Source organism: Sinomonas sp. ASV322 (genome assembly GCF_030908245.1).
Lineage (GTDB): Bacteria > Actinomycetota > Actinomycetes > Actinomycetales > Micrococcaceae > Sinomonas.
Genome location: NZ_JAVFJJ010000001.1, coordinates 421668 through 439476, shown reverse-complemented (window position 1 = coordinate 439476; position 17809 = coordinate 421668). Strand labels below are relative to the sequence as shown.

Here is a 17809-nt window from a genome sequence, read left to right as displayed (position 1 = left end):
ATCGTGGCTACCTATACACAGTCGCCTTCGGCCGGGGCGCTCAACGCACCGGTTGTGCCGAGGTCCAAGGGGCGCATCGTCGTCAACTGGATCACGTCCACTGACCACAAGACGATCGGGTACATGTACCTCATCGCTTCGTTCATCTTCTTCTGCCTCGGCGGCATCATGGCGCTGCTCATCCGCGCCGAGCTGTTCGAGCCGGGCATGCAGATCCTTCAGACGAAGGAGCAGTACAACCAGCTCTTCACGATGCACGGCACGATCATGCTCCTCATGTTCGCGACCCCGCTCTTCGCGGGCTTCGCGAACGTGATCATGCCGCTGCAGATCGGTGCCCCCGACGTCGCGTTCCCGCGCCTCAACGCCCTCGCGTTCTGGTTCTTCCTCTTCGGCTCGACGATCGCAACCGCCGGCTTCATCACCCCTCAGGGTGCAGCTTCGTTCGGCTGGTTCGCGTACGCCCCACTCTCGAACACGACCTTCACACCGGGCGTGGGCGGTGACCTGTGGGTCTTCGGCCTCGGCCTCTCGGGCTTCGGCACCATCCTCGGCGCCGTCAACTTCATCACGACGATCATCTGCATGCGGGCTCCGGGCATGACGATGTGGCGCATGCCGATCTTCACGTGGAACACCCTCATCACGGCGATCCTCGTGCTCATGGCGTTCCCGCCGCTCGCGGCCGCGCTGTTCGGCCTCGGTGCCGACCGTCGATTCGGCGCCCACATCTTCGATCCAGAGAACGGCGGAGCCGTGCTCTGGCAGCACCTCTTCTGGTTCTTCGGCCACCCCGAGGTGTACATCATCGCCCTGCCGTTCTTCGGCATCGTGTCCGAGATCTTCCCGGTCTTCAGCCGCAAGCCGATCTTCGGCTACAAGGGCCTCGTCTACGCAACCATCTCGATCGCGGCCCTATCGGTGACGGTGTGGGCGCACCACATGTACGTGACGGGCGCCGTGCTTCTCCCGTTCTTCTCGTTCATGACGATGCTCATCGCCGTTCCGACGGGCGTGAAGTTCTTCAACTGGATCGGCACGATGTGGCGCGGCTCGATCACCTTCGAGACCCCGATGCTGTGGAGCCTCGGCTTCCTCATCACGTTCCTCTTCGGCGGCCTGACCGGGATCATCCTCTCGTCGCCGCCGCTCGACTTCCACCTCTCGGACTCCTACTTCGTCGTGGCCCACTTCCACTACGTCGTGTTCGGCACCGTCGTTTTCGCGATGTTCGCCGGGTTCTACTTCTGGTGGCCGAAGTGGACCGGAAAGATGCTCAACGAGCGCCTCGGCAAGATCCACTTCTGGCTCCTGCTCATTGGCTTCCACGGCACGTTCCTCATCCAGCACTGGCTCGGCGTGCTCGGCATGCCGCGCCGCTACGCGGACTACCTGCCGCAGGACGGGTTCACGTGGATGAACCAGTTCTCGACGATCTCCTCCTTCGTGCTCGGGGCGTCGCTCATCCCGTTCCTCTGGAACGTGTACATCACGGCTCGCAGCGGCAAGCGGGTCACCGTCGACGACCCGTGGGGCTTTGGCGCCTCGCTCGAGTGGGCCACGTCGTGCCCGCCGCCGCGCCACAACTTCACGTCGCTCCCGCGCATCCGTTCGGAGCGCCCGGCGCTCGACCTGCACCACCCTGAGCTCTCGTCGGTCGGTGCCGTGCAGCACGCCCAGACCGCCGCGGCCATTGCGGCAGACCGGAAGGACACGCACTAGTGAAAATCGAATCCTGGCTCTTCGGAACGGGCGTCTTCTTCTTCGTTCCTGTTGCGATTGTCTACGGCTTCCTCACCAATTGGCACGAGTGGGTCGGCATCATGGGCATGCTGCTTGTCGGTGGTCTCGCCGGCATGATCGGCTCCTACCTCGGTGTGACGGCGCGCCGCGTCGGCACGCGCCCGGAGGACCGGGACGACGCCGAGATCCACGAGGGCGCAGGCGAGCAGGGGCACTTCAGCCCTTGGAGCTGGTGGCCGCTCATCCTGGGCGCGGCGGCGGCCATTGGCGTCCTTGGCATTGCGGTCGGCTGGTGGATCTTCTTCATCGGTGCCGGCATCGGCATCGTCGCGCTCGTCGGCTGGGTCTTCGAGTACAGCCGTGGGGACCACGCACACTGACGGAATCACCCGCGCGCAGGGGCCCGGCATCAGCACAGATGCCGGGCCCCTGCGCTTTTCCGTACCGTGTGCCCATGGAGCCCAGCCACCCGTCCGAGATATGCGTGTAGCCTTCATTAAGAACGGCATGAGCGATCTGGAAGGAGCCGGGTGGACGCCGACAACATCGTCGGAAAGCTCGACAGGTCCTCGAAGACTGCCATGTACGTGCAGCTCCGCGAACTCCTGCGAGAACACATCCAGACCAAGCTATCTCCGGGCTCAGCCCTGCCCTCTGAACGCGAGCTCGCCCAGCGGTTCGGCCTCGCACGGATGACCGTGCGCCAGGCCATCGACTCGCTCGTCGCCGAAGGCGTCCTCGACCGCATCGTGGGCCTTGGAACCTTCGTGAGCCGGCCGAAGCTCGACCTCCAGATGAAGCTCACGTCGTACAGCGAAGAGATGCAGCGACGAGGGATGGTCCCCGACGCCAAGGTCCTCAGCTTCGAGCAGATCGGCGCCTCAGCGCATCTCGCGCGCGAGCTTCAGGTTGACGAGGGCACGCCCGTCGTGCGTTTCCGTCGCCTCCTCCTCGCTGATGAGGAGCCCATGAGCGTCGACGAGAACTACATCCTGGCGCACCGCGTCCCCGGATTCGCCGACGGACCCCCGCCAGCATCCCTCTATCAGGTTCTGAGCGAGCGGTACGGCCTTGTCATGGAATGGGGAGAGGACATGATCGAGGCGACCGCGGCGTCGCCGTCGATCGCGCGGCTCCTCAAGGTGGACATGGGCTCGCCTCTTCTCAAGATCCAGCGCCATGCGTACGTCGCGAAGGCTATGGTCGACTACTCGGTGTCCTACTACAGGGCCGATCGCTACAAGCTCTGGGTGCCCCTTCAGCGGCCCGGAGTGCGCGCACCGCGTTCGTACTCGACCCAGCGGTTCACGGGCTAGGGGAGAGGCGTCCGCGGCCTCTCAGGCCTGCCTCCGCTCTGGTCGGCGCACCCACCGAGGCGCAAGAAAGCAGGAAGGCCCCGCAGCGTGTCGCTGCGGGGCCTTCCTATGCTGCCTGGATCAGTGACCCGAGGGCGCCGACTCGATGGCCTCGTGGTGGCCATGGGCATGCGCCGCTTCGAGCTCGGCGGGGCTGACCGGAGCCACGCGATCCTCGAAGAACCACTTCGAGAGCGCAGCGCGGCGACGCTCTTTGCGGTCCACGACACCCTTGGCATTCGGCTGCGCCGGAAGCACCTCGGGCGACTCGAACGACACGAGCCGGTAGCGCTTGTAGGCGCTGAGCGGTGCGTGGACCTCGATGAACTCGCCGTGGGGAAGGCGGACGATGCGGCCCGTCTCCCGGCCGTGCAGGGCGATTTCACGGTCCTTCCGCTGGAGGCCCAGCGCAATGCGCTTCGTCACCGTGAACGCGAGGATCGGGCCGAGGAAGAACAGGGCCCGCAGCCAGTACGTCACGTCGTTGAGCGCCACGTGGAAGTGGGTCGCGATCAGGTCGGAGGCCGCCGCGGCCCACATCACGCAGTAGAACGTGAATCCGGCCATGCCGATCGCCGTGCGGGTCGGAGCGTTGCGCGGACGGTCCAGGACGTGGTGTTCACGGTTGTCCTTCGTAATCCACCGCTCAATCCACGGGTACGTGAAGAGAACGGTGAAGACGATGCCCGCGGGGACGAGAGCCGGGAGAAGCACGTTGAGCGTGAGCGTCTGGCCGAAGATCAGGAACTCGAAGTGCTGGCGGTAGCCTTCGACGTCGCCGATGACACCGGGCATGAGGCGAAGCGCACCGTCGACCCATCCGATGTACCAGTCAGGCTGCGTGCCTGCGGACACGGGGGAGGGGTCATACGGCCCGTAGTTCCAGATCGGGTTGATGGTGAACATCGCGGCGATGGCCGCGAGAACGCCGAACACGATGAAGAAGAACCCGCCGGCCTTCGCCGCGTACACCGGGCCGAGCGGGTAGCCCACCACGTTGCGGTCGTTGCGACCCGGGCCGGGGTACTGCGTGTGCTTGTGCACGACCACGAAGATCAGGTGCAGCGCCACGAGACCGAGGATCAGGGCCGGGATGAGCAGGATGTGCAGCACGTACAGGCGGCCGATGATCGCCGAACCGGGGAACTCTCCGCCGAAGAGGAAGAACGAGATCCACGTGCCGATCACAGGGATCGACTTGATCACGCCGTCGATGATGCGGAGGCCGTTGCCGGAAAGCAGGTCGTCCGGGAGCGAGTAGCCCGTGAAGCCTTCCGCCATGCCCATGATGAGCAGGACGCCGCCGATGACCCAGTTGATCTCACGCGGCTTGCGGAACGCGCCCGTGAAGAACACGCGCAGCATGTGCACCGACATGGACGCCACGAAGAGCAGCGCGGCCCAGTGGTGCAGCTGGCGCATGAACAGGCCACCGCGGACCTCGAAGGAGATGTGCAGCGACGACTGGTAGGCGACGGACATCTCCATGCCGCGCATCGGAACGAAGGCGCCGTTGTAGTGGGTCTCCGCCATCGACGGGTCGAAGAAGAACGTGAGGAACGTCCCCGACAGCAGGAGGATGACGAAGGAGTACAGCGCGACTTCGCCGAACATGAACGACCAGTGGTCCGGGAAGACCTTGCGTCCGAACTCGCGGGTGACGGCCGAGAGCCCGGTCCGCTGGTCGACGAAGTCCGCGATGCGGCCGACCTTGGTCGGCGGCTGGTAAGTAGGCGCAGCGTTGCTCACGAGTACTCACGCTCCCAGTAGCTCGGTCCAACAGGTTCGTGGAAGTCGGAGGTCGCGACAAGGTAACCGTCGGAATCGACTTCGATCGGCAGCTGGGGGAGCGGGCGGCTCGCCGGGCCGAAGATGACCTGGCACTCGTGCGTGAGGTCGAAAGTCGACTGGTGGCACGGGCACAGGAGGTGGTGGGTCTGCTGCTCGTAGAGGGCCACGGGGCAGCCGACGTGGGTGCAGATCTTCGAGTAGGCGACGATGCCGTTGTAGCTCCAGCTCTCACGCCCCGGGGTGATGTGCAGATCGTCGGGGTTGAGACGCATGAGAAGGACGACCGCCTTGGCCTTCGCGTTCAGCTTGCCTTCCTTGAGGTCGTTGAGACCTTCCGGAATGACATGGAATGCCGAGCCGATCGTCACGTCGGATGCCTTGATGGGCGTGCCGTCAGGGTCGCGCGTGAGGCGGACCTTCTTGCCGGTCTGCGCATTCGGCGCCCACATCGTGTGGCGGAGCTTGTCGTTGGCGTTGGGCCCGAGGTCGCCGAAGACGGCGAGGGCGGGCAGCGGAGCCAGCGCGAGCGCGCCGATGAGCGTGTTCCGGATCAGCGGGCGGCGCTTGATGCCCGTCTCCTCGATGATGTCGTCCACGATCTTCACGGCGGCCGCGCGGTCGTCTTCGCTGCGCACGGCGTGGCGAGCCTCCGAGACCTCGTGGTCCGGCATGAGCGCCTTCGCCCAGTGGACGATGCCCGTCCCGATGCCAAGCATGGCGAACGCCGTGCTGAGACCGAGCAGGATGTTCTGTGTCCGAATCGTGTCGATGCTCGAGTCTTTCCCGAGTTCGATCGCGAAGTAGGAGACCAAGAACACCACGGTGCCGACCACCGAGATGACGAACAGAGCCGTGACTTGGCGCTCCGCTCGCTTGGCGGCCTTGGGGTCGGTATCGGCCAGACGCAGGCGGTGCGGCGGGATACCCGGATCCTCGAACCGCCCCCCGGCCTGATCAGCCGTAGCTACGGTGCCCCCTTGCTGTAGGGCGCCGTCACTAGGGTTGCCCATGTTTCCCCTCATCCTTCCTTGGCCCCGGCCAACCCGGGGTCGCTCTTCAAAATCAGTGCCGCGTGGGCGGCGTAAACTTCGTGTCTCTCCTGAACCGTCAGGAGGTGCGTGACGTGAGCCAGATCGTGAACGCGATGATCACGCCAAGACCTGCAACCCACATGAACAGGCCCTCCGAGACCGGCCCGAGCGAGCCGAGGTCGGCACCGCCCGGGGAGCCCTGCGACTCGATGGTCTTGAGGAACGTCACGATGTCGCGCTTGCCCTCGGGGGAGATGTTCGCGTCGCTGAACACCGGCATGTTCTGCGGCCCGGTCTCCATGGCCTCGTAGATGTGCTTGGCCTCGACGCCTGCGAGAGACGGCGCGAACTTGCCTCGCGTGAGCGCACCGCCGGCCGCGGCCGCGTTGTGGCACATGGCGCAGTTGACGCGGAACAGCTCGCCGCCGTGCGTCGCGTCGCCCTTGCCGTCGAGCATGGCCTCGTCAGGGAGGGAAGGACCCGCGCCGAGCGTTGCGACGAAGGCCGCGAGCTGACGAGTCTGGTCTGCGTTGAACTGCGGCGGCTTGCGGTAAGCCTGCGGTCCCTGCATCTGCATCGGCATGCGGCCCGTGCCGACCTGGAAGTCGACGGCCGCGGCGCCCACGCCCACGAGCGACGGTCCCGAGGCCGAGCCCTGGCCGTTCATGCCGTGGCACGTGGCGCAGTTGGCCACGAACAGCTTCTGGCCCTCACTCACGTCCGTTGCCGAGAACCCTGTGTCGGCCTTGGCCTGATTGGCCGTGCTGGCCACTGAGTAGAGGACGCCAGTCAGCAGCAGGCCCATGACCAGCAGCGCGATGACTGCCAGCGGGTGCCGCCGCTTCTGCGAGAGTGCCTTCACGTAATCGTTCCTATCCATCTGTGCCGCTGCCCTGGGGCGCGTTCCAAAAGTTCTTCTGCCTGCCGCCGTGGCAGGTGGTTACCTGAGGACGTAGATGACCAGGAAGAGCCCGATCCACACGACGTCGACGAAGTGCCAGTAGTACGAGGTGACGATGGCCGCCGTGGCTTCGTAGTGGCCGAAGCGCTTGGCAGCGAACGCCCGCCCGATGATGAAGAGGAAGGCAACGAGGCCGCCGATGACGTGGAGGCCGTGGAAGCCGGTCGTCATGAAGAAGGCAGAGCCGTAGGCGTTCGCATCGAGCGTGACGTGCTCGGCGGTGAGCATCGTGTACTCGGTGGCCTGCCCGGCAACGAAGAAGGAACCCATGAGGAAGGTCAGCACGAACCACTCGACCATGCCCCAGCGCAGGAAGTCGAAGGCGCCGCCGCCCCGTCGCGGCTGAAGACGCTCTGCCGCGAACACGCCCATCTGGCACGTGAACGAGCTCGCCACGAGGACGATCGTGTTCACCAGCGCGAACGGGAAGTTGAGCTTGGCGGTCTCCATGCCCCACAGATCCGCGGAAGCCGCGCGGAGGGAGAAGTACATCGCGAAGAGTCCGGCGAAGAACATCAGCTCGCTCGAGAGCCACACCACGGTCCCGACGGAGACCATGTTGGGGCGGTTCAGCGTGGGATGTGCCGTGGTTGTCGGGGCATGAGTCGCTGTCGTCACAAGGACATTATGTCTGCAAACGGCGGGTTCGCCCAACGCGAACCGCATGTTCGGGGAACTTTTTCTACAAACCCTCGAAATTCCGCGGAACCGTGGCCGACGTCATCCGTTCGCCCGTCGTCACGCCTCCTATAGCATCAGGGGGTGACCACACAGGAACCCGGAATCAGCTCTGCCTACAGCTGGCGCGCGCTCCTCGGAGCCCTCGTCAAGCGCGAAGACCTCACGCAGGAGCAGACGGCGTGGGCGATGGACGTGATCATGGCCGGGGACGCGACCGACGCCCAGATTGCCGGGTTCCTCGTCGGCCTCCGGGCCAAGGGTGAGACGGTAGGCGAACTCACGGGCCTCGTCGACACGATGGTCAAGCGCGCGACGCCGATCAGCGTACGCGGCGAAATGCTCGACATCGTCGGCACGGGCGGCGATATGCAGAACACGGTCAACATCTCGACGACGGCGGCGCTCGTCCTCGCCGGCGCTGGCGCCAAGGTCGTCAAGCACGGCAATCGGGGGGCGTCGTCGTCGTCGGGCGCCGCCGACGTCCTCGAGGTGCTGGGGGTGCGCCTCGATCTGAACGTCGAGGAGGTCGCGGCATCGGCGGAGAAATGCGGCATCACGTTCTGCTTCGCCCAGGTGTTCCACCCGTCGTTCCGCCATGCCTCCGGCCCCCGCAAGGAGCTCGGGATTCCGACGGCGTTCAACGTCCTCGGCCCGCTCACGAATCCTGCCCACGTGCAGGCGTCCGCGGTCGGATCCTCGGATCTGCGCCTTGCACCGGTGATCGCCGGTGTGCTGGCTGGCCGGGGGAGCCGCGGGCTCGTGTTCCGGGGCGACGATGGGCTCGACGAGCTCACCGTGACGACGACGTCGCGCGTGTGGGAGGTTCGAGACGGCGCCGTGAGCGAGTCGGTGCTCGACCCCGCAGATCTCGGCATCCCACGGGCCACGCTCGACGACCTCCGCGGCGGCGATGCCCGGCACAACGCCGAAGTGGTGCGAAGGGTCCTGGCGGGAGATCGCGGACCCGTGCGCGACGCCGTCGTCCTCAATGCAGCGGCGGGGCTCGTGGCGTTTGACGGTGCGGCGGACGCTCCGCTCGTCGACCGCCTGGCCGCAGCCAAGCTCCGCGCCGAGGTCTCGATCGATTCGGGCGCCGCGGCCCGCGCCCTCGACACGTGGGTCAGCTTCACCCGGTCCTGATCCCGGACGCGAAAAGGGGCCGTACCGCGGTACGGCCCCTTTTCGCGTCCGAATGCCTATTCGAGGCCGATCGAGAACGCGGCCTCGAGGTCGTGGCGGGAGTAGGACCTGAAGGCGATGTGCGTGGTGGTCTCGACGACGCCGTCGACCTTCGAAAGGTGGTCGGCCACGACGTCGGCCAGGTCCTCGTGCTGGCGGACACGGGCGATTGCGATGAGGTCCCACTCGCCCGTAACCGAGTACACCTCGCTGATGCCGGGGATCGCCGAGATCTTCTCGGCGGCCTCGGGGATCTTGTCCGATTCCGTTTGGATGAAGACGAATGCCGTGATCATGGCCCTCCGATCGAGTGGATGAGTGCTGCTGCCCCAACCCTATAGCGGAGCGCGCCGGGGCAGGCTATCTGCGGACCCAGCGGCGGATGAGCAGCACGAGGGCGCGCCAGCCCACGAGCGCCGCGCCGAGGACGCACAGTGCCACCACGAGGAAGGGCACAGCGAGGCCCGCCCCGGTCACCCCGCGCAGCACCATGCCGACCACGTAGGTGCCGAGCCACACGACCGGCCCTGCCGGCCACACCGCGAGCGGCCGACGGCGGACGAGCGGGAGCAGCCAGGCCAGCGCAAGGCCGATCAGGAAGGGCCACGCCGTCGCGAGCACCCCGAGAACGGGATTCGTCTCGTTGTGGAACCCTCGGCCGGTCGCGGCAAACCACAGGACGACGACGGCGTCCCCAGCGAAGGCGAGAACGGCAGTTCGGGCGGCGCGGGCGCGAACAACGTCCGGGGTTGCGTTGGTGGGCATGGCACCAGAGTACGCGGTCCTTGGGCGCCATGGCCGGTCGTCGTGATCCTGTCCGAGCCGCCGGACGGACCGCAGCCTCTGCGGCGTGGCAGCTTCCGCCGGGCCGCGCCGTCGTCGTAGGCTCCCGGGACGAAAGCGAGCAGCGAGGTGAGACATGGAAATCGTGCAGGTTGCGCAGGGGGTCGTCGACCTCGACCGCGCGGCGGCGTTCTACGAACGGCTTCTCGGCGTGCCGCCGACGGGACGATTCGATCCTCCCGGGCTCGTCTTCTTCCGGCTCGGCGCGGTCCGTCTTCTTCTCGAGACCGGGGCTCCCGGGGCACTCGTCTATCTCTCGGTGCCTGATGTCGTCGCGACGGTCAGAGAACTCGCCGAGAGCGGAGTGCGCGTCGTAGGAGAGCCCGCGGCGATCTTCCGTCATCTCGACAGCACCCTCGGGCCGGCGGGGACCGAGGAATGGATGGGTTTCATCGAGGACTCCGAGGGGAACACTGTCGGACTCGTGAGCTGGCTCCCGATCCCTTCGGCATGAGTTGGGCGGCGCGAGCCCTTCACTCCGTCGAGCACACGCGGCAGAATCCGAGGGGTCCAGCACACCCAGCCCACCAGGAGAACCCATGCCGGATATCGTCCCCTGTCTCTGGTTTGACACGCAGGCCGAAGAGGCCGCGAACTTCTACGTCTCAGTGTTCCCGAATTCGAAGGTCACCAACGTCGATTACTACGGAGAGGCGGGCCCGCGGCCGGCAGGGACCGCGATCACCGCGGAGTTCGAACTCGACGGCAAGCCTTTCCTCGCGCTCAACGGAGGCCCAGAGTTCACGTTCAACGAGGCGGTGTCGATGCAGGTGTTCTGCGCCAACCAGGCCGAGGTTGACCACTATTGGAACGCGCTCACGGCCGACGGTGGCCAGGAAAGCCAGTGCGGATGGCTCAAGGACCGCTTCGGCTTCTCCTGGCAGATCATTCCGACGCGTCTCACCGAGCTCCTCAAGGATCCCGAGCCCGAACGCGCCCAGCGCGCGATGGCGGCGATGCTCGCGATGCGAAAGATCGTCATTGCAGACCTTGAGGCCGCCGCGGACGGCTCCTGAGATTCAGCGCGGCCCGATGTCGAAAAGGGGGCTGCCCGATCGTCCAGTAGGTGAGAGCCATTCCGGGCCTCATCGACAAGGAAGGCGAAAAGCCATGACGCAGTACCTCATTGCCATGTACCAGCCCGACGGCGTGGTGCCACCGCCCGAAGTCCTCGGGCCGATCATGGCGAAGATCGAAGAATTCAATGCCGACCTGCGCGCTGCGGACGCCTGGGTCTTCAGCAACGGGCTCACGGACCCCTCGTCCGCAACAGTCCTCCGGCGTGGAGAGGGGGAGGTGCTCGTCACGGACGGGCCGTATCTCGAGGGGAAGGAGCACCTCGGGGGGTTCGAGATCATCGAGGCCCCCGACCTCGACGCGGCCCTCTCCTGGGGGAGGCGCCTCGCCGCAATCACGGGCCTGCCGATCGAGGTGCGGGCCTTCGCCTCGGGTGGCTGATCCCGTGCCCGAGACCGACGCCGTCACGGCCGTGTTCCGAGAGGAGTACGGCCGCGCGGTGTCGGTCGTCCTGAGGACCACGCGCGACCTCGGGCTTGCTGAGGAGGCGGTCCAGGAGGCCTTCGCGACGGCGGCCGAGCGGTGGCCGACCGACGGCACGCCCGAGCAGCCCGGCGCGTGGATCATCACGACGGCACGCCGTCGCGCCGTCGACCGCTTCAGGCGGGAAGCAGCACGCGGGGAGAAGGAGGCGCAGGCCGCCCTCGCGCGGTGGGACGCCGAGCCCGAGCCCGAGTCGTTCGGGGACGACCGCCTCAAGCTCCTCTTCGTGTGCTGCCACCCCGCGCTCGCCATGCCGGCACGCGTCGCCCTGGCGCTTCGCGTGCTGGGAGGACTGACGACGGCCCAGATCGCCGCGGCTTTCCTTGTTCCCGAGGCGACGATGGGCCAGCGGATATCCCGCGCGAAGGCCAAGATCCGCGATGCAGGAATACCGTACCGGGTACCGTCCGCCACCGAACTTCCCGAGCGCCTCGCTGGCGTGCTCGCGGTGATCTACCTCGTCTACAACGAGGGATACTCGGCCGGGCTCGGGGCCCCGAGCGAACGCTCGGACCTGTGTGCCGAGGCGGTCCGCCTCGCACGCACGCTCTCGCGGCTCATGCCGGCCGAGCCAGAGGTGGACGGGCTGCTCGCCCTCATGCTGCTGTCGGAATCGCGTCGGGCCGCACGATCAGGCCCAGACGGCTTCCTCGTGCCGCTCGGCGAACAGGATCGCTCGCGCTGGGACGCCGAGCTCGTCGACGAAGGCCTCGACCTCGTGCGCCGGAGCCTCCGGCGTGGCAGTCCGGGGCCCTATCAGGTCCAGGCGGCGATCCAGGCGGTGCACAGTTCGGCGCGCACCGCCGCGAAGACAGACTGGTCGAAGATCGTACGCCTCTACGATCTGCTCGCAACGCTAGCTCCGGGGCCCGTTGTCGAGCTCAACCGCGCCGTCGCCGTCGGCGAAGTCGAAGGTCCAGCTGCGGCGCTCCACATTGTGGACGACCTCAGCCTCTCCGGCTATCACGTGTTCCATGCGGTTCGCGCGGACCTGCTGCGTCGGCTCGCACGCTTCGCCGAAGCCGCCGACGAGTATGAGGAGGCGGCGAGGCTCGCGCCGGGGGAGGGTGAGCGCAAGTGGCTCGAGCAGCGTCGCAACGGCCTGCGCGGCGCCCCTTGATCAGTGCTTCGGCCCGCGGTGGTGTTCGATGAGCAGCGACGCCATCTGCTGCGCGCGCTCGGCCGCGTGCAGGTCGCCCTCTGCGGCGGCCACGATGGCGCCCTTGATGAGGATGTGGCACGACCACGCGAAATCCTCGGGTCGGAGGAGTCCCGCAGCGGTCGCGAGCTCGGCGAGCTGGGCGCGGGTCCGGCTCAGGTACTCGACGCTTGCGCGGCCAACCGGATGGTCGGGGCCCATTTCCATCATGACGTGAAGGAACGAGCTGACCTCGGCGGCGTCCTCCTGGAACCACTCGTTGAAGACGTCGAAGATGGCGAGCAGGGCCGCAGCGTCGCCCCCGCCCCGACGCTCGACGGCTTTGTCGATGGCCGCGCCGCGCGCCTCGTACCAGCGTTCGAGGTAGGCGAGCGCGAGCTCGTCCTTCGAGTGGAAGTACTTGTAGAAGGTCGCCTTGGCAACACCCGAGCGGGCAATGAGCTCGTCGACGCCGACGTCTCTGATGCCGCGCCGCGCGAACAATTCATACGACGTCGCGAGGATCCTCTCGCGCGGGCCACCCGGAATGTTAGGTGCCTCCTGCGCTATGCCTGACGCATTCACGCCAAGATGATAGCGCCGGGCGGTGGACAGAACGTTCTGTCTTCGCCCTGGTTCCCGTCCGGTCGACCAGACTGAGCGCCCTCTGAGCCGGTATCGGCGTCCGGCGCGGAGCCGGACGCCGATACCGATCAGATCAAGCTGGCGCCGTCGCGGCCCGGGTGAGATGCCGGGCCAGGAATTCGTTGTCGAGCCCGATCCAGCGAACGCTGCGGTGATCTCCGGGGTTGGCATGCAGCGTCTTTTCCTTCGAGGCAAAGGCGTCGAACAGTGCAAGAGACGAATACCGGTCTACGTATTCGTCGTCCCAGGGAAGCAGGAACTGGATCGGGACGGTGATCTGCCGCGCCGCCTCCATCAGAGCCTCGTTCACGAAGAATCCGCCGCCGAAAATGGCCGCGGTAATCCGCGGTTCGATGGCCGTGAGAGGAATCCCGATCGCGGTGCCCATCGATATGCCGCCGCCGTAGCCGATAGGAGCTTCGGTGCCGATCTCGGGCAGCTCTTGGAGCGCGTCCAGGGTCGTCTGCCATTCGTGAATGGCTCTTTCGGCCAGCGAGGCTGTGTAGCGGACGCTGACCATTTCGAAACGCTCGGCGTCGCCCGCCGTGTGAGCCTGCCGGAGATCGGCGCGGGCGCGATCGTCCTCTGCGGAACGCTCGCGGTCCCCGTGGCCCGGCGCGTCGATCGCGACGACGTGGAAGCCCCACGTGGTGACGACGTCACGGGCTCGGGCCGCCAGCGCCGGCGTCTTCTTGTGAAGACCACCGCCGTGGCCCATCAGGACGACGGGCGCGTGACTGACGCTGGACACGGGCGACCACAGAAGACCTGGGACTTCGCCCACCATGAAGTCTCGTTCAATGACACCGTTCGACGATGCCGCTGCGGTGAAAAAAATAGGATGCATAGCTAGTGCCTTTCGAGAGTGCCGTGAATTCAGGCGCTCCCAGCGACACCTATGTCAGTCGCCCAACCATGACAGCGGGGGAGCACCCACAGTGCTGACAGCGTTCATGGGACTCACCTCCTCGCGTGGCGTCACGGTCACAGGAACACTATCAGGCGCCGTCGTGGCATCACAGTCTCGGGTCTCCCGAGGCTCACGAAGAGACGGCTGGATTGACGTCGGCCTTAGCGATCGCGCCGTCGGCCGTGCCCCAGGTGTCGAGGATTTTCCTGTATGTTCCGTCAGCGATGAGCTTCGCCATCGCCTTCTGGATGAGATCGGCCAAGGCGGTGTCGCCCTTCGCGATCGCGATACCCTCGGGAGCGGAGTCATACGTCGCGCCGATCTTCTCGAGCGCACCGTTTGACTGCTGGATCGCGTAGCCGATAATCGGTGAGTCTGCGGCCATCGCGTCCAAGCTGCCGTTGACGAGCCGCGTCGTCACGTCCGCCTGATCCTTGAGCGAGACAACATCGATCGACTTCTTGCCTGCGGCGAGGCACTTCGCGTTGCGGTCTTTGAGATCCGGGTCCTCCTGAATGGTTCCGGTCTGCACCCCGATCGACTTCCCGCACACGTCGTCGAGGGAAAACGTCTTCGGGTTCCCCTTCTGGACGGCCCACGCAGTGCCTGCGTTGAAGTAGCTCACGAAGTTCACCGCGCCCAAACGCTCCTTGGTGACGGTGTAGGAGCTCATGCCCAGGTCATACTTCGGGCCGAGGGAGGACAGGATCCCTGAGAAGTCCGCGGTCTGAACGTCGACTTTGAGGCCCAGAGTCGCGCCGATCGCCTTGACGAGGTCGACGTCGTAGCCCATGGGGGTGTGGTTGTCCGCGCCACCGAGGAACTCGGCCGGTGCATACGTCGTATCAGAGCCGACCACGAGCGTGCCCTTCGATTTGAGCGCGTCCGGCAACTGCGATGCAAGCGATTCATCCTTCTTGACCGCGCTGGGGTCGAAACTGGCCCCGGCCGAACCTGAACTGTTCGGCTTGGGGCCGCCCGCCTCGGACGCATTGGTGCAGGCGGTCAGCGCGAGTACGCCGGCTGCCAGGATTGCTGCGCCCTTGGCAGCGATTTTCATGGAGAAGGTCATCGTTGTCCTTGCCTTGAGTTCTTGTTCGCGGTCCGCCGCGGCGCGACACGCCAGACAGCCCTGTTGGTGGGGCCGAAGACCCGTTCGCCGCCCATTCCAGTTGGCCGGCCGCTTGGTCTTCAGTTCCGAGCTAGCGCCCAGCCGCAGATTATTCGTGCTGCGGCTCAGGTGCGCGATGGATTAGAGATTCTTGAGCTCGACCCCCAAAGGCCCGGCTGTGACGTCGGCAACACTGACTCATGAGTCAGTTTGGAGCCCATCTGTGTCCGTTCATTACGGAACGCGACGCGACGACGGCCTACTTGGCCTGCGACATCGACTCAAGGAGGAGCGCCTTGTCAGTCTCCGTCAAGCCCAAAACTTCAGTCACCGCCCGTGCAGCTGCGCGCCGAATGCTGCGCATCCGGTCCGTCTGTCCACGCACGACCGCCTGAACCGCTGTTCCATCCATGATTCCGATGATCGCGGTGACAGCCAGCTCCGGGTCGGTGAGGCTGAACACGCCGGACTCCACGCCGTCGCGCACGAGCGCCATGAAGGCCTCTTCCCACGCATCGTTCAACCGGACGATCGTCTCGCGCAGGGAATCATTGCGGAGCGAAGCCGACCACGCGTCAAGCCAGATCCGCCACCCTGTGGCTTCTTCGTCCGGCCCGTAAAGGCTCAGGGCCCGGCCCATTCGCTCCAAGGGCGGCCTGTCGTCCTCGACGATCTTCCACAGCGCTTGGAGCCCATGGTCGACGACGAACGCGAAAGCGTCGGCGATGAGCTGATTCTTGCTTTCGAAGTGGTAGAAGATCAGCCCGTTGCTGACACCCAGGGATTTCGCAACGTCGGCAGCCCGAGTACCAGCAATTCCGCGAGCGGTGAACTGTTCGACGGCGGCCTCGAGAATCTCTTCGCGACGCAACTGGGTCCGGTCTTTCGCCACCGTTTGATCCTATCCGCACAGGTCTTGGTCTTGCGGCCACGACCATCGCAGCCGACTCGTTTACAGCTTGCCCTTGCCCCTGTATTCTACAACTGACTGATTAGTCAGTCAGTGATTCTGACGAGCAGAAGGCGACTCATGCACATGTCTGATACCTCCCGGGTTCCCACCTTTGACGCTGTGGTCGTGGGCGGAGGCCACAACGGGCTCACGGCCGCCGCGTACCTTGCGCGAGCCGGCCTCTCGGTGACCGTACTCGAACGTCTCGACTCCACGGGCGGCGCGGCCGTCAGCAAGCTGGCCTTCAAGGGGCACGACGCAAGGCTTTCCCGGTACTCGTACTTGGTCAGCCTGATGCCAAGGGCCGTTATCGAAGACCTCGGCCTAGACGTCAAACTGGCACGACGGCGCTATGCCTCCTACACTCCGGTCCCGGGCGACCCTGAGGGCCGAGGGCTCCTCGTCGACAATGGCGACCCCGATGCCACGCGGAAATCATTCGAGCAGATCGGCGCTCCCGCCGATGCGGCGGCGTTTGCCGACCTCAACGATGACCTGCTTCGCGTAGCCCAAGCGCTCTGGCCGACGGTCACAGAACCGCTGCCCACCCGCAGCAGCGTCCGAGCCCGCATCGGCGACGACGCCCTGTGGGAGGCACTCTTCGAGCGCCCCATCGCGGAGTTCATCGAGTCGAAGCTTTCGAGCGATCTCGTGAGGGGAGTGGTCGCCACCGACGCTCTCATCGGGACCTTCTCCGACCCTTCAGACACGAGTCTCCGCCAGAACCGGTGCTTCCTGTACCACGTCATCGGCGGAGGAACGGGGGATTGGGATGTCCCCGCCGGGGGCATGGGGCATGTCACGCGTCAGCTGGCCGACGCCGCCCTCAACGCAGGCGCCGAAATTCTGACGGGCGCCGAGGTTATCTCGATCGACCCCGACGGCACGGTCACCTTCATCGTCGACGGCGAAGAGCGGACCGCCGTCGGCAACTACGTGCTGTCCGGAGTGGCCCCGTACGTCCTTGACAGGCTTCTCGGCAAACCCGAAGATCGGTCTGCGCGCCCAGAGGGCGCTCAGGTCAAGGTGAACCTGCTCCTGAAGCGACTTCCCAAGCTGCGCGACAGTTCGATCGCCCCCGAGGCGGCCTTCGGCGGAACGTTCCACATCAACGAGACCTACAGCCAGCTCAAGAGGGCCTACGACGACGCCGTTGGTGGGGAAGTTCCAAGTCTGCTGCCGTGTGAGGTCTACTGTCACTCGCTCACGGACCCCTCGATCCTCGGCTCCGATCTGATTTCCGAAGGAGTGCACACCCTCACGGTTTTTGGCCTCCATGTGCCAGATCGCCTTCTGACCGCCGAGAACAATGACGCAATGCGCTCGCACCTGCAACAGGCAGTCATCGCATCGCTCAACTCGGTCCTGGCCGAACCCATCGAGGACGTGCTCATGGTCGATGCTGACGGAAACCCCTGTATCGAAACCAAGACGACCCTCGACATCGAAGACGCCATCGCCATGCCCGGCGGGAACATTTTCCATGGGCCACTCTCGTGGCCGTTCGCAGAGGACGACGCCGATCTCAGCACCCCTGCCAAGCGCTGGGGGGTTTCGACTGAACACGAGCGAATCCTTCTCTGCGGGTCTGGGGCGAAGCGAGGCGGGGGCGTCAGCGGCATTGGAGGCCACAACGCTGCTATGGCCGTTCTCGAGGCGCAACGTCAGACGGCTGCCGACCGCTGATGCTCGGTGGCAGGCCGCGCCGGCTGGGCGATAAGCGCGGCTTGCCACTGGGCCAGCGAATCCTGAAGGCCCACGCCCACGAGACGACGTTGGACGCTGGGGGAGCGGAGGGTGCGCGCTCACGCGAGAGGCGCCGTGATCCGCGCGCCACCGTGCCGGCCTCTCCTATTGGGGAGCGGCGTATTCGCACCAGGTAGGGCTGCTTCTCGTAGTATCGCGCCAG

19 protein-coding genes are annotated in these 17809 nt (G+C 65.9%); 9 read left to right on the top strand and 10 right to left on the bottom strand.

Annotated elements, in window-relative coordinates; translation table 11 throughout:
• The first annotated feature begins 3 nt into the window (after nt 1–3).
• The 3 genes from ctaD to RBS12_RS02025 all read left to right on the top strand — a co-directional run bounded on the left by ctaD (nt 4) and on the right by RBS12_RS02025 (nt 3059).
• Complete coding sequence (gene ctaD, locus RBS12_RS02035) at nt 4–1722, top strand: cytochrome c oxidase subunit I (RefSeq protein WP_307964370.1); 1719 nt, start codon at nt 4–6, stop codon at nt 1720–1722.
• Nucleotides 1722–2123, top strand: a complete 402-nt coding sequence (locus tag RBS12_RS02030) for a cytochrome c oxidase subunit 4 (RefSeq protein WP_307964369.1) — start codon at nt 1722–1724, stop codon at nt 2121–2123. The genes ctaD and RBS12_RS02030 overlap by 1 nt, the downstream gene beginning before the upstream one ends.
• Before the next feature lie 201 nt (nt 2124–2324).
• Entirely contained in the window at nt 2325–3059 is a 735-nt protein-coding gene (locus RBS12_RS02025; protein WP_307964517.1) for a GntR family transcriptional regulator, read from the top strand.
• A 120-nt stretch (nt 3060–3179) separates the two neighbouring features.
• Here the strand turns inward: RBS12_RS02025 and RBS12_RS02020 are convergent, their stop codons facing one another.
• The 4 genes from RBS12_RS02020 to RBS12_RS02005 all read right to left on the bottom strand — a co-directional run bounded on the left by RBS12_RS02020 (nt 3180) and on the right by RBS12_RS02005 (nt 7499).
• Entirely contained in the window at nt 3180–4847 is a 1668-nt protein-coding gene (locus RBS12_RS02020) for a ubiquinol-cytochrome c reductase cytochrome b subunit (RefSeq protein WP_307964368.1), read from the bottom strand.
• The gene (locus RBS12_RS02015) at nt 4844–5899 is read right to left on the bottom strand and encodes a Rieske 2Fe-2S domain-containing protein (RefSeq protein WP_307964367.1); all 1056 of its coding nucleotides are present in this window, start codon (nt 5897–5899) and stop codon (nt 4844–4846) included. The genes RBS12_RS02020 and RBS12_RS02015 overlap by 4 nt, the downstream gene beginning before the upstream one ends.
• A 97-nt stretch (nt 5900–5996) precedes the next feature.
• The gene (locus RBS12_RS02010; protein WP_307964366.1) at nt 5997–6782 is read right to left on the bottom strand and encodes a cytochrome c; all 786 of its coding nucleotides are present in this window, start codon (nt 6780–6782) and stop codon (nt 5997–5999) included.
• Nucleotides 6783–6860: 78 nt separating this feature from the next.
• A complete protein-coding gene (locus RBS12_RS02005) occupies nt 6861–7499 on the bottom strand; it encodes a heme-copper oxidase subunit III (RefSeq protein WP_307964365.1) in 639 nt (212 codons plus the stop codon).
• A 144-nt stretch (nt 7500–7643) separates the two neighbouring features.
• Between RBS12_RS02005 and trpD the strand changes: the two genes are divergently transcribed.
• The gene (gene trpD, locus RBS12_RS02000; RefSeq protein ID WP_307964364.1) at nt 7644–8702 is read left to right on the top strand and encodes an anthranilate phosphoribosyltransferase; all 1059 of its coding nucleotides are present in this window, start codon (nt 7644–7646) and stop codon (nt 8700–8702) included.
• Nucleotides 8703–8758: 56 nt separating this feature from the next.
• Here trpD and RBS12_RS01995 read toward each other — a convergent pair whose 3' ends face one another.
• Nucleotides 8759–9037, bottom strand: a complete 279-nt coding sequence (locus RBS12_RS01995; RefSeq protein ID WP_307964363.1) for an Lrp/AsnC ligand binding domain-containing protein — start codon at nt 9035–9037, stop codon at nt 8759–8761.
• Nucleotides 9038–9101: 64 nt separating this feature from the next.
• Nucleotides 9102–9506 (bottom strand): DUF3054 domain-containing protein, encoded by a 405-nt coding sequence (locus tag RBS12_RS01990; protein ID WP_307964362.1) that lies wholly within the window; start codon nt 9504–9506, stop codon nt 9102–9104.
• A gap of 154 nt (nt 9507–9660) precedes the next feature.
• On the opposite strand from RBS12_RS01990, the gene RBS12_RS01985 reads away from it, so the two are divergent.
• The 4 genes from RBS12_RS01985 to RBS12_RS01970 all read left to right on the top strand — a co-directional run bounded on the left by RBS12_RS01985 (nt 9661) and on the right by RBS12_RS01970 (nt 12264).
• The gene (locus RBS12_RS01985) at nt 9661–10038 is read left to right on the top strand and encodes a VOC family protein (RefSeq protein ID WP_307964361.1); all 378 of its coding nucleotides are present in this window, start codon (nt 9661–9663) and stop codon (nt 10036–10038) included.
• An 85-nt stretch (nt 10039–10123) separates the two neighbouring features.
• Nucleotides 10124–10600, top strand: a complete 477-nt coding sequence (locus RBS12_RS01980) for a VOC family protein (protein ID WP_307964360.1) — start codon at nt 10124–10126, stop codon at nt 10598–10600.
• Between the two features lie 94 nt (nt 10601–10694).
• Complete coding sequence (locus RBS12_RS01975; protein WP_307964359.1) at nt 10695–11042, top strand: YciI family protein; 348 nt, start codon at nt 10695–10697, stop codon at nt 11040–11042.
• Complete coding sequence (locus RBS12_RS01970; protein WP_307964358.1) at nt 11035–12264, top strand: RNA polymerase sigma factor; 1230 nt, start codon at nt 11035–11037, stop codon at nt 12262–12264. Before RBS12_RS01975 ends, RBS12_RS01970 begins: the two co-directional genes overlap by 8 nt.
• On the opposite strand, the gene RBS12_RS01965 is transcribed toward RBS12_RS01970, so the two are convergent.
• From RBS12_RS01965 to RBS12_RS01950, 4 genes are all read right to left on the bottom strand, one after another.
• The gene (locus tag RBS12_RS01965) at nt 12265–12867 is read right to left on the bottom strand and encodes a TetR/AcrR family transcriptional regulator (RefSeq protein WP_307964357.1); all 603 of its coding nucleotides are present in this window, start codon (nt 12865–12867) and stop codon (nt 12265–12267) included. It abuts the gene before it with no gap.
• A 133-nt stretch (nt 12868–13000) separates the two neighbouring features.
• Entirely contained in the window at nt 13001–13678 is a 678-nt protein-coding gene (locus tag RBS12_RS01960) for an alpha/beta fold hydrolase (RefSeq protein ID WP_307964356.1), read from the bottom strand.
• Nucleotides 13679–13967: 289 nt separating this feature from the next.
• Nucleotides 13968–14909 (bottom strand): ABC transporter substrate-binding protein, encoded by a 942-nt coding sequence (locus tag RBS12_RS01955; protein WP_307964355.1) that lies wholly within the window; start codon nt 14907–14909, stop codon nt 13968–13970.
• Between the two features lie 298 nt (nt 14910–15207).
• Complete coding sequence (locus RBS12_RS01950) at nt 15208–15840, bottom strand: TetR/AcrR family transcriptional regulator (protein WP_307964354.1); 633 nt, start codon at nt 15838–15840, stop codon at nt 15208–15210.
• Between the two features lie 144 nt (nt 15841–15984).
• On the opposite strand from RBS12_RS01950, the gene RBS12_RS01945 reads away from it, so the two are divergent.
• On the top strand, nt 15985–17586 hold the full coding sequence (locus RBS12_RS01945) for an NAD(P)/FAD-dependent oxidoreductase (RefSeq protein WP_307964353.1): 1602 nt from the start codon (nt 15985–15987) through the stop codon (nt 17584–17586).
• Nucleotides 17587–17809: the final 223 nt, after the last annotated feature.